9 protein-coding genes are annotated in these 11,178 nt (G+C 71.2%); 2 read left to right on the top strand and 7 right to left on the bottom strand.

The annotated features are described in order from the left end of the window. Positions 1 to 9: 9 nt before the first annotated feature. The 3 genes from EAD98_RS28945 to EAD98_RS28935 form a co-directional block, all read right to left on the bottom strand. Positions 10 to 945, bottom strand: coding sequence for an acyl-ACP desaturase (locus EAD98_RS28945; protein ID WP_121657134.1), 936 nt, complete (start codon positions 943 to 945; stop codon positions 10 to 12). A 76-nt stretch (positions 946 to 1,021) separates the two neighbouring features. After that, positions 1,022 to 2,350, bottom strand: a complete 1,329-nt coding sequence (gene hisS / locus EAD98_RS28940) for a histidine--tRNA ligase (RefSeq protein WP_121657132.1) — start codon at positions 2,348 to 2,350, stop codon at positions 1,022 to 1,024. 71 nt (positions 2,351 to 2,421) lie between these two features. Next, a complete protein-coding gene (locus EAD98_RS28935) occupies positions 2,422 to 3,141 on the bottom strand; it encodes an MBL fold metallo-hydrolase (protein WP_121657131.1) in 720 nt (239 codons plus the stop codon). 264 nt (positions 3,142 to 3,405) lie between these two features. Between EAD98_RS28935 and EAD98_RS28930 the strand changes: the two genes are divergently transcribed. Beyond that, positions 3,406 to 4,290: a peptidylprolyl isomerase gene (locus tag EAD98_RS28930; RefSeq protein ID WP_121657130.1), complete on the top strand. Its 885-nt coding sequence runs from the start codon at positions 3,406 to 3,408 to the stop codon at positions 4,288 to 4,290. Between the two features lie 58 nt (positions 4,291 to 4,348). Next, on the top strand, positions 4,349 to 5,188 hold the full coding sequence (locus tag EAD98_RS28925; protein ID WP_121657129.1) for a peptidylprolyl isomerase: 840 nt from the start codon (positions 4,349 to 4,351) through the stop codon (positions 5,186 to 5,188). Positions 5,189 to 5,254: 66 nt separating this feature from the next. Here EAD98_RS28925 and EAD98_RS28920 read toward each other — a convergent pair whose 3' ends face one another. The 4 genes from EAD98_RS28920 to secD form a co-directional block, all read right to left on the bottom strand. Continuing rightward, positions 5,255 to 7,747 carry a bifunctional (p)ppGpp synthetase/guanosine-3',5'-bis(diphosphate) 3'-pyrophosphohydrolase gene (locus EAD98_RS28920; RefSeq protein ID WP_199723603.1) on the bottom strand — a complete coding sequence of 831 codons (2,493 nt, stop codon included), beginning with the start codon at positions 7,745 to 7,747 and terminating at the stop codon, positions 5,255 to 5,257. Positions 7,748 to 7,940: 193 nt separating this feature from the next. Next, complete coding sequence (locus tag EAD98_RS28915) at positions 7,941 to 8,507, bottom strand: adenine phosphoribosyltransferase (RefSeq protein WP_121657127.1); 567 nt, start codon at positions 8,505 to 8,507, stop codon at positions 7,941 to 7,943. Positions 8,508 to 8,608: 101 nt separating this feature from the next. After that, positions 8,609 to 9,802, bottom strand: a complete 1,194-nt coding sequence (gene secF / locus EAD98_RS28910; RefSeq protein ID WP_121657126.1) for a protein translocase subunit SecF — start codon at positions 9,800 to 9,802, stop codon at positions 8,609 to 8,611. A 1-nt stretch (position 9,803) separates the two neighbouring features. Continuing rightward, positions 9,804 to 11,178, bottom strand: a 1,375-nt coding sequence (secD, locus tag EAD98_RS28905; RefSeq protein WP_121657133.1) for a protein translocase subunit SecD, incomplete at its 5' end; no start/stop codon positions are given.

The following is an 11,178-nucleotide window of genomic DNA, read 5'->3' as shown; positions in this document are numbered from 1 at the left end:
GGGTGGGGTTCAGCGCAGGGCTAGGCGGGAGGCGCGGGCGTCGCGCTTCTCCTCGAAGCGGGCGGCGGCGCGCTCCAGCGTGTCGAGTTGGCCGGCCAGCTGTTCGCGGGCGGCCTCGCCGTCGGCGTTCAGGCCGGTCACGTTGAACACGTCCCACTGGCGCAGCACCGGCAGCAGCACCTCGTCGCGGTGCTGACGCAGGTCGTAGATGCCGGCCAGGGCGATCGCCACCGACTTGCGGGCGAAGCCCTCGATGCCGTTGCCCGGCATCTGGAAATCGGCCACCACGTCGGCGACGGCCCGCATGGCCTGGCTCGGGGCCAGCTCGAACGCGGCGGCGAGCAGGTTGCGGTAGAAGACCATGTGCAGGTTCTCGTCGGCGGCCACCCGGGCCAGCAGCGCCTCGCAGGCGGGGTCGCCGGTGGCCTTGCCGGTGTTGCGGTGCGAGATCCGGGTGGCCAGCTCCTGGAACGAGACGTACGCCAGCGAGTGCAGCACCTCGTCACCGTGCACGTTCTCGTAGCCCTCGGACATGTGCGTCATCCGGGCCCGCTCCAGCGCCACCGGGTCGACGGCCCGGGTGACCGTCAGGTAGTCGCGGATCGCCGTGCCGTGCCGGCCCTCCTCCGCCGTCCACCGGTGCACCCAGGTGCCCCACGCGCCGTCCCGGCCGAACAGGGTGGCGATCTCGTGGTGGTACGAGGGCAGGTTGTCCTCGGTGAGCAGGTTGACGATCAGCGCCGTGCGGGCCACGTCGGGGATGGTGGAGTCGGTCGGCGACCACGCCTCACCGCCGAGCGGCCCGTCGAAGGTACGCCCTTCGCTCCACGGCACGTACTCGTGCGGGAACCACTCCTTCGCCAGCGAGAGGTGGCGGTCCAGGTTGCGTGCGACAACCGGCTCCAACTCGACGAGCAGTGCGGTCTGACTCAGCGTGGTGCTCATGGTCACGAGAAACTCCCTACGGTGGCGTAACTTACGCTACCGTAGGTCCCCGCGGCCGTACGCGCCAGTGGAGCGCTCAGCCAACCGCCGGTTTCACATCCTCCCGGGGCGGCATCCACTCCCCCGCACCCGCCGTGACCTGCTCGCCGGAGCGGATGTCCTTCACCTCGTCCGGCGCACCGTCGACACCCGGGAACCAGACGTACGGGATGCCGCGCCGCTCGGCGTAGCGGATCTGCTTGCCGAACTTCGCCGCGCTCGGCGACACCTCGGTCGGCACCCCGCGCCGCCGCAGGGCCTCGGCCACCCGGTTGCTGGCGCCGCGCCGCTCCTCGCTGGTCACCGCGACCAGCACGGCGGTCGGCACCTCGCGGGAGATCGACAGCTCGCCCGCGCCGAAGAGCAGCCCGAGCAGCCGGGTCACGCCGATCGAGATTCCCACCCCGGGGTACGAGGTGGCGCCGGCGCTGGCCAGATTGTCGTACCGGCCGCCGGAGCAGATCGAGCCGAACCGCTCGTAGCCGCGCAGCTGGGTCTCGTAGACCGTGCCGGTGTAGTAGTCCAGGCCACGGGCGATGCGCAGGTCCGCCACGCAGAGGCCGGGCGAGTGCTCGGCGGCGGTCTCCACCACCCGCACCAGCTCCTCGATGCCCTCGTCGAGCAGCGGGTCGGTGACCCCCAGCGCGCGCACGGCGTCGGCGAACGAGGCGTCCGGGGCGGAGATCTCGGCCAGCGCCAGGCACGCCTTGGCCTGCGCCTCGCTCGCCCCGGCGGTCTGGGCGAGCAGCTCGGCCACCTTCGCCGGGCCGATCTTGTCGAGCTTGTCCACCGCGCGCAGCGTCGCCTCCGGGTCGGTCAGCCCGATGCCCCGGTAGAAACCCTCACAGATCTTGCGGTTGTTGACCTGGATCGTCACCGGCGGGATCGGCAGCGCGCCCAGCGCGTCCCCGATCACCAGCGGCATCTCCGCCTCGTGGTGCGGGGCCAGCGTGTCCCGGTCGACGATGTCGATGTCGGCCTGGATGAACTCCCGGTAACGCCCCTCCTGCGGCCGCTCGCCCCGCCACACCTTCTGGATCTGGTAGCGGCGGAACGGGAAGGTGAGCTTGCCGGCGTTCTCCAGCACGTACCGGGCGAACGGCACCGTGAGGTCGAAGTGCAGGCCGAGCTGGTCGTCGCCGCCGGTCCCCTCGGCGTCGGCGTGCAGCCGCCGGATCACGTAGACCTCCTTCGAGGTCTCGCCCTTGCGCAGCAGCTGGTCCAGCGGCTCCACCGCGCGCGTCTCCAGCGGGGCGAAACCGTACAGCTCGAAGGTGGCCCGGATCCGGTCGAGCACGAACTGCTCGATCATCCGCTGGCCGGGGGTCCACTCCGGGAAGCCGGAGATGGGCGTGGGCTTGCTCATCGGCGTACTCCTTGCGATCCCGCGCCCGCGGCGCGGTGGTGTCGTGGGTCCGCGCGCGGCGCGGACGAGATCTAGAGGCCCCGGGTGGGCGCCGCCGGTCGGCCGCCGCCGACCTGCGCCACCTCGATGAGGTACGGGTTGCTGGCGCGCTCGCGGCCGATGGTGGTGCTGGGGCCGTGGCCGGGCAGCACGACGGTGTCGTCGGCCAGCGGGAGGATCTTGTCGCGCAGGCTGGTGAGCATCGCCGGCATGCTGCCGCCGGGCAGGTCGGTGCGACCGATCGAGCCGGCGAAGAGCACGTCGCCGGAGAGGCACAGCTCCTCGGCGTCCCAGCCCGACCCGGCGGCGGGCAGCCGGAACAGCACCGACCCGCCGGTATGGCCCGGCGCATGGTCGACGGCGATCTCCAGGCCGGCCAGCGCGAGGGTGGCGCCGTCGGTCAGCTCCGCCACGTCCTCCGGCTCGGTGTAGCTCAACCGGCCGCCGAAGAGCGAGGTCAGATCGGTCGAGAGGCCCTTGGCCGGGTCGGCCAGCATCTCCCGGTCGCCGGGGTGGACGTACGCGGTGATGCCGCGGGCACCGCAGACCGGCGCGACCGAGAAGGTGTGGTCGAGGTGGCCGTGGGTGAGCAGCACGGCGGCGGGATGCAGGCGGTGCTCGGCGAGCAGGGCGTCGAGCTGGTCGAGCACCCCGATGCCGGGGTCGACCACCACGCACTGCTCCCCCGGCGCCGTGGCCACCACATAGCAGTTGGTGCCGAAGGCGTCCGCGGGAAAGCCGGCCACGAGCACGGGCGCTGTCCTTCCGTCGAGCTGTCGTCCTGCCAGCAGCCTAACCGGCGGGCCCGGCGGGTTTGCCGCGTCCCGTCCCACCCGTCCCTCCGGGCACAGTGACATCGCCCGATAAGGGCTGCTGGCGGCGGGGTGGACCTCGTACACCACATTCCCAGTCGCTAGCCGTACACTCTGGCGGGCGTGTGGCGCGGCACACGTGACGCCTGACGGGCCGGGACGCCCGGCCGCCGGGGACGACCAGGTAGAGGAAGGGGAGCACGGGTGGCTTCCAGCAGGGACCGGCAGCGCAAACTGGCGCGGGAGAAGCTCGACCGGCAGTTGGCCCGCCGGGCCGCCGCCACGCGGCGCCGTCGGCAGATCCAGGCCGGTGTCGGCGCGGTCGTGGTCCTCGTGCTGATCGTGGCCGGCTCGGCCTGGGCGCTCGGGGCGTTCGACTCCGACCCGAAGCAGAACACGGCCGCTGAGGACACCTGCCTCTGGACGCCGCAGGACGCGACGGCCAACACCAACCTCAAGGACGTCGGCACCCCGGAGACCAAGGGCCTGCCCACCGACGGCACCCGGGCGATGACCGTGACCACCAACCAGGGCGCGCCGATCACCGCCGAGTTGAACCTGACCAACTCACCGTGTGCCGCGGCGAGCATCGCCCACCTGGCGAGCCGGTCGTTCTACGACAACACCAAGTGCCACGAGATCACCGCCGACGGCGCGCTGCGCTGCGGCGACCCCAGCGGCACCGGCCTCGGCGGGCCGACCTACTCGTTCTACGACGAGGACGTGCCGACCGTGCCGTCCGCGTCGCCGTCGGCCAGCCCGGCGCCCGGCCAGCCGCCCACGTACCCGAAGGGGACCGTGGCGATGATCTCCAACCCGCCGGGCAGCAACGGCAGCCAGTTCCTGATCTTCTTCAAGGACTTCACCACCACCGACCCGAAGTACCCCGTGATCGGCCGGGTGACCGGCGGGCTGGACGTGGTGGAGAAGATCGGGGCCCTGCCGACCGTGGACAATGGGACGGGGGCCAAGGTCAAGCCCAAGACCGACGTGGTGATCCAGAGCCTCACCGTTGGTGAGCCGGTCACCGCCGCGGCACCGTCGCCGTCGGCCTCCGGCACCCCGGCCAGCAGCCCGAGCGCCGGCTGACCGTGGCGCCACCCCACCCGAGCGGCACCCAGAAGCAGACAGCCAGGAGGATCCAGGCGTGACGTCCACCAGAGAGCGGCAGCGCGCGGCGGCACGCGCCCGGCTCGAGAAGGAGATGGCCGAGCGCTCGGCCAGGGCCCGCAAGCGTCGCCAGACGCAGGCGATCATCGGCGCGGGCGCCGCGCTGGTGCTCGTGGTCGCCGGCACCGTCTGGCTGGCGATGAGCCTCGGCGGCGACGACGACAAGGCCGACACCGCCGCCCAGGCGCCCGGCGCGTCCGAGTGCGCCTACAACCAGGTGCCCGCCGACCAGCGGAGCCCGCAGCTCAAGGACGTCGGGGTGCCGAGCAACGAGCAGTCCGGCACCGGCGTGCAGACCATGACGATCGACACGAACCTGGGCCCGATCACGGCCAAGGTCGACCGGTCGCTGGTGCCGTGCACGGCGGGCAGCTTCACCCACCTCGCGGAGAAGAACTTCTTCGACAACACGAAGTGCCACCGGATGGTGACCGAGGGCATCAAGGTGTTGCAGTGCGGTGACCCCAGCGCCACCGGCAAGGGCTGGCGGGAGACCGACGGCACGGGCGGCCCGACCTACCGGCTGCCCGAGGAGAACCTGCCCACCGACAAGCGCCCGCCGTACCCGGAGGGTGTCATCGCGATGGCCAACTCCGGCCAGCCGGGCAGCACCGGCAGCCAGTTCTTCATCGTCTACGGCGACTCGCCGCTGGACCCGGCGTACACGGTGCTCGGCAACATCACCGGTGGCCTGGACATCGTCAAGGACGTGGCCAAGGCCGGCGACGACGGGGCGTTCGCCCCGCAGCCCGGTGGTGGGCACCCGAAGAAGGAGGTCATCATCAAGGACCTCACGATGAGCGCGCCGCAGGGCTGACACCCGAGGAGACAACGAAGCGCCCGCCGGCTGAGCCGGCGGGCGCTTTCGTGTCCGGTGTACGCCTCAGGCGCCGGAGGTGACCCGGTAGGCGTCGAAGACGCCGTCGACCTTGCGGACCGTGGCCAGCAGGTGGCCCAGGTGCTTCGGGTCGGCCATCTCGAAGCTGAACCGGCTCACCGCCACCCGGTCCCGGGTGGTGGTGACCGTGGCGGACAGGATGTTGACCCGCTCGTCGGAGAGCACCCGGGTGACGTCGGCCAGCAGCTTGTGCCGGTCCAGGGCCTCGACCTGTATGGCCACCAGGAACGTCGAGGCGGAGGTGAGCTTCCAACTCACCTCGACGACCCGCTCGGCCTGGGCCCGCAGATCCTCGGCGTTGGCGCAGTCGTCGCGGTGCACGCTCACCCCGCCGGAGCGGGTGACGAAGCCGAACACCGAATCCGGTGGCACCGGGGTGCAGCAGCGGGCCAGCTTGATCCAGACGTCACTGACGCCCCGGACCACCACACCCGGATCGCTGCTGCTCTGCCGGCTGCGCGGCGGCCGGGTGGCGACGGCGGTCTCGGCGATGTCCTCCGCCGCGCCCTCCTCGCCGCCGTACGCGGCCATCAGCTTCTGCACCACCGACTGCGCGGAGACCTGGCTGTCGCCGACCGCCGCGTAGAGCGACGCCACGTCGGCCAGGTGCAGGTCCCGGGCGATCGACATCAGCGCGTCGGAGGTGAGCATCCGCTGCAACGGCATGCCCTGCTTGCGCATCGCCTTGACGATCGCGTCCTTGCCGGCCTCGATCGCCTCCTCGCGCCGCTCCTTGTTGAAGTACTGGCGGATCTTCGTACGCGCGCGGGGGCTCTTGACGAAGCCCAGCCAGTCCTGCGTCGGGCCGGCGGTCTCCGACTTCGAGGTGAAGATCTCGATCACGTCGCCGTTGGAGAGCGTCGACTCCAGCGGCACCAGCTTGCCGTTGACCCGCGCGCCGATGCACTTGTGCCCGACCTCGGTGTGCACCGCGTACGCGAAGTCCACCGGCGTCGACCCGGTCGGCAGCGGGATGACGTCACCCTTCGGGGTGAAGACGTACACCTCCTGGCTGGACAGGTCGAAGCGCAGCGCGTCGAGGAACTCGCTCGGGTCGGCCGCCTCGCGCTGCCAGTCGAGCAGTTGCCGCAGCCAGGTCATCTCGTCGATGTGCGCCGGCGGGCCCACGATCTGGGTGCCCTTGTGCTCCTTGTACTTCCAGTGCGCGGCGATGCCGAACTCCGCGGTGCGGTGCATCGCGTACGTGCGGATCTGCATCTCCACCGGCTTGCCGGTGGGCCCGATGACCGTCGTGTGCAACGACTGGTACATGTTGAACTTGGGCATGGCGATGTAGTCCTTGAACCGGCCCGGCACCGGCTGCCAGTTGGCGTGGATCACGCCCAGCGCCGCGTAGCAGTCCCGCACCGTGTCGACCAGAATCCGCACGCCGACCAGGTCGTAGATGTCGTTGAAGTCGCGACCCCGCACGATCATCTTCTGGTAGATCGAGTAGAGGTGCTTCGGCCGGCCGGTGGTCTCCGCCTTGATCTTGGCGGCCTTCAGGTCGGTCTGCACCTTCTGCGTCACCTGGCGCAGCAGCGCCTCGCGCTGCGGCTGGTGCTCCCCGATCAGCCGGTTGATCTCCTCGTAGCGCTTCGGGAACAGCGTGCCGAAGGCCAGATCCTCCAGCTCCCACTTGATCGTGTTCATACCCAGCCGGTGGGCCAGCGGGGCCAGGATCTCCAGCGTCTCCTTGGCCTTCTGCTCCTGCTTGGGACGGGGCAGGAAGGTCAGGGTCCGCATGTTGTGCAGCCGGTCGGCCAGCTTGATCACCAGCACCCGCGGGTCCTTGGCCATGGCCACGACCATCTTGCGGATCGTCTCGGCCTTGGCCGCGTCGCCCAGCTTGACCTTGTCCAGTTTGGTGACGCCGTCGACCAGCAGGGCGACCTCGCCCCCGAAGTCGGCGCGCATCTGGTCGAGGGTGTACTCGGTGTCCTCGATGGTGTCGTGCAACAGCGCGGCGACCAGCGTGGTGGTGTCCATCCCCAGGTTGCCCAGGATGGTGGCCACCGCGAGCGGGTGGGTGATGTACGGGTCGCCGGACTTGCGGTACTGCCCGGAATGCCACCGCGCGGCCGTGTCGAAGGCGCGCTGGAGCAGCCGGGCGTCGGCCTTCGGGTGATTTTCCCGGTGGCTGGCGATGAGCGGCTCCAGCACCTCGCTGACCTGCGAGGTCTGCCACGGCGCGTTGAAGCGGGCCAGCCGCGCCCGGACCCGACGCCCGGTGGGCGCGTTGGACAGCCCGAAGCCGCCGCTCGGCGACGGGTCGAGCCCGGCGTCGGTCGGGAACGGGACCACGACACCGTCGGCCCCGGGGGACGCCTCGACGGCGCCGGCGGTCGGAAGCACCGCGCCCTCGGCCGGAGCCTTGCCGGAGCCGTTGCCGGCGCCCGTCACCCTGGTCGGCGCGTCACCGTTCCGGTCCGTCACCGAGCCGTCAGCGTCGCCTGTCGGGTGCACCGTGCCCTCCACCGGAGGGACGACATCGTGGGACACCGGCCTCCTCACCGCTCGCCGGAACACACCGGCCGTACGTCGGCCGGCCTGGTCTCGCGCCGCCGGACGGCGTACCGCCGGCGTCAGCAAAGGGCAATGCTACCCGCACGGACGGTCCCCTGCCGCTCCGCCGGACGGTCGGCGCCCGGTCCGCCCGACGGGTCGGCGCTCAAACGGTCAGCAGGGCATGGACGGGACGCGGGGCCAGCCGCTTCCGGGCGCCCAGGAAGGCGAGCTCCAGCAGCACGGTGAAACCGGTGACGGTGCCCCCAGCCCGCTCCACCAGGTCCAGCGTCGCCTCGGCGGTGCCACCGGTGGCCAGCACGTCGTCGACCACCAGCACCCGGTGCCCGGCCGTGAAGGCGTCCTCGTGCACCTCCAGGGTGGCTTCGCCGTACTCCAGAGCGTAGGAGACCGAGTGGGCCGGGCGGGGCAGCTTGCCGGCCTTGCGCACCGGCACCACACCCACCCCGGCCGCGTACGCGACGGCCGCCGCGACGACGAACCCGCGCGCCTCGATGCCGACCACCACGTCGAAGCTGTCCCGCCCGTGGTACGCGATGATCCCGTCGGTCACCTCGCGGAACGCCGCACCGTCGGCGAACAGCGGCATCAGGTCCTTGAACAGGACACCGGGCTGGGGGAAGTCGGGCACGTCCAGCACCCGGCTGGCCACCAGCCGGGCGGTCTCCGGGCCGCTGTCCCCGTGCGGCACGGTGCTGTGGGTCTCCGTCACGGCTGTTCCGCTTCCTTCCAACGACGACGGCGTCCGGATGCTGCTCGCACAGCATGCCGGACGCCGTTCGGGCGTTTCCTGTCGGGGCGACCCCGGGGCCGTCAGCGCCGCTTGGCGCCACCCGGCCGGTTGCCGCCGCCACCCGGGCGACCGCCCCGGGCGCCGGTCGACCGCTTGCCCGCCGGACGGGCGCCCACCTTGGGGGCGGCGCCGGCCAGCGCGGCGGAGTCCGGGTCGACCGGGGTGTCCGCACCGTCGGCCTGGGCCGGGCTCGGGGCACCCTTCGGCGTGACCTCGCCGCGGGACAGCGCGCCGCGGCGGGCCAGCACCCGCTTGTTGTGTGCCTGGATCCGCGGGTCGTAGTTCTTCAGCAGCGCCAGCAGCGGGGTGGCCACCAGGATGGAGGTCAGGAACGCCACCGCCATACCGACGAACAGCACCAGGCCGAGGTCCTTCAGCGTGCCGGCGCCGAGCAGGCCGGCGCCGATGAAGAGCAGACCACCGACGGGCAGCAGGGCGACCACCGACGTGTTCAGCGACCGCATCAGGCTCTGGTTGACGGCCAGGTTGGCTGCCTCGCCGTACGTCTGGTTGTTGTTGGCGGTGATGCCCCGGGTGTTCTCCTGAACCTTGTCGAAGACCACCACCACGTCGTAGAGCGCGAAGCCCAGGATCGTGAGGAAGCCGATGATCGTCGACGGCGTGACCTCGAAGCCGACCAGCGAGTAGATGCCGGCGGTGAGGATCAGGTTCATGAACAGCGAGGCGACCGCGGCGACCGCCATCCGCCACTCGAAGCGCAGGATCAGGTAGACCATCACCAGCGCGATGAAGATGATCAGGCCGAGGACGGCCCGCTCGGTCACCTGGCTGCCCCACGCCTCGCTGACCTGGTTGCCGCTGATCTGAGCCGGCTCGATGCCGAGGTCCTCGGCAATCTGGGCCTTGACGGCATTGGCCTGGTCGGCGCTGAGCTGCCCGGTGCGCAGCTCGTAGGAGTCGCCACCGGGGCCGCCGACCTTCTGGGCGGTGGCCACGTGGGCGCCGGTGTTCTCGGCGGCGAGGGCCGAGTTGACCTCCTCCTCGGCCTGCTCCAGGGTGCCGACGCTGGCCGGCACCTGGAACGAGTTGCCGCCGGCGAACTCGATGCCGAGGCTGAAGCCACGAATCGAGAAGCTGAGGATCGCGATCAGGACCAGGACTCCGGCGACGCCGAACCAGAGCTTGCGCCGGCCGACGACGTTGAGACCGGCCTCGCCGTTGTAGAGGCGGCTCGCCAGACCGTTCTGAGCCATCTCAGGCCTCCTTGGCGCGCGGGTTGCGGGGCTGAGTCTGCTGGGTGCGGGCCGGAAGCGCCCGACCCAGACCGCTGACCCGCGGGGACAGGAACGCCCGGGTCCGGGCGAACATCGTCATGATCGGGTGCCGGAAGAGGAAGACCACGACCAGGTCCAGCACGGTGGCCAGGCCGAGGGCGAACGCGAAGCCCTTGACCGTGCCGACCGAGACCACGTAGAGCACCACCGCGGAGAGCAGGGTGATCGCGTTGGCCGAGATGATCGTGCGGCGGGCCCGCATCCAGGCACGGGGCACCGCGCTGCGCGGACTGCGCCCCTCCCGGATCTCGTCCTTCAATCGTTCGAAGTAGATGACGAACGAGTCCGCCGCCACACCGAGCGAGACGATCATGCCGGCGATGCCGGCGAGGGTGAGCGTGAAGCCGATCTGCCGGCCGAGCACCACCAGCGCGCCGAAGACCAGCAGCGCGGAGAGGATCAGGCTCAGGAAGATCACCGAGCCGAGCAGCCGGTAGTAGAAGAACGCGTAGATGATGACCAGCAGCATGCCGATGCCGGCCGCCAGCAGACCGGCGCGCAGGTGGCTGGCGCCCAGGGTGGCGGTGACGTTCTGCTGCTCCTGCTGCTCGAAGGTCACCGGCAGCGCGCCGTAGCGCAGCTGGCTGGCCAGAGCGCTGGCGTCCTTCTGGTTGAAGTTGCCGGTGATCTGGGAGTTGCCGGTCAGCACGCCCTGGATCTCCGGGGAGGAGACGATCTCGTTGTCCAGCACGACGGCCACCCGGCACTTGCCGTCCTGACCCAGCGCGGTCGCGTCGCAGGCCTGGCCCTCGTTGGTGAACGCCTCACGGGTGAGGGCGGTCCACTTGCCCTGGCCGTCGCCGGTGAAGTCGAGGCTGACCACCCAGGCGTTGGTCTGGTCGAGCACCGCGTCGGCGTCGGACACGTCGGTGCCCAGCACCTTGGCCTGGTCGAGCAGATACTTCGAGGCGCCGTCCTCGCAGGAGACGACCTGCTGCTTCGGGTCGGAGATCGACGCCGGCGGGCGCTTGTCGAGCTGCGCGCAGCCGATCGTCGGCACGTTGAACTGCATCTGCGCCGGCAGCACCGCCACCTCCTGCGGCGACAGCGTGCCGAACGGCTTGAGCGTGTCGGCCAGCGACGGGTCGGCGCTCAGGTCGGCGGGGGCCTGCAGCTTGCTGGCAGCCTGCCAGGCGGGAGCGCCGACCTTCTGCTCGACGGCCTTGCGCTGCTCCTCGATGCTGGCCGGCACCGGCTCTGCGCTGGCGCTCGGCGACGGCGCGGCGGCGCTCGGCGAGGCCGAGGCCGAGGGGGTCGGCGTGGCGCTGGCGCTGGGCGCCGGGGCCATCCCGCCC

The organism is Micromonospora sp. CV4 (genome assembly GCF_003667455.1).
GTDB lineage: Bacteria > Actinomycetota > Actinomycetes > Mycobacteriales > Micromonosporaceae > Micromonospora.
Note: the sequence above shows the minus strand (reverse complement) of the source record. Positions and strands in the feature narration are given on the sequence as shown.

Excerpts from the sequence above, each read along its gene's own strand:
- EAD98_RS28945 (WP_121657134.1), bottom strand. The coding sequence starts at position 945 with ATGAGCACCACGCTGAGTCAGACCGCACTGCTCGTCGAGTTGGAGCCG.
- hisS (WP_121657132.1), bottom strand. The coding sequence starts at position 2,350 with ATGAGCAAGCCCACGCCCATCTCCGGCTTCCCGGAGTGGACCCCCGGC.
- secF (WP_121657126.1), bottom strand. The coding sequence starts at position 9,802 with ATGGCTCAGAACGGTCTGGCGAGCCGCCTCTACAACGGCGAGGCCGGT.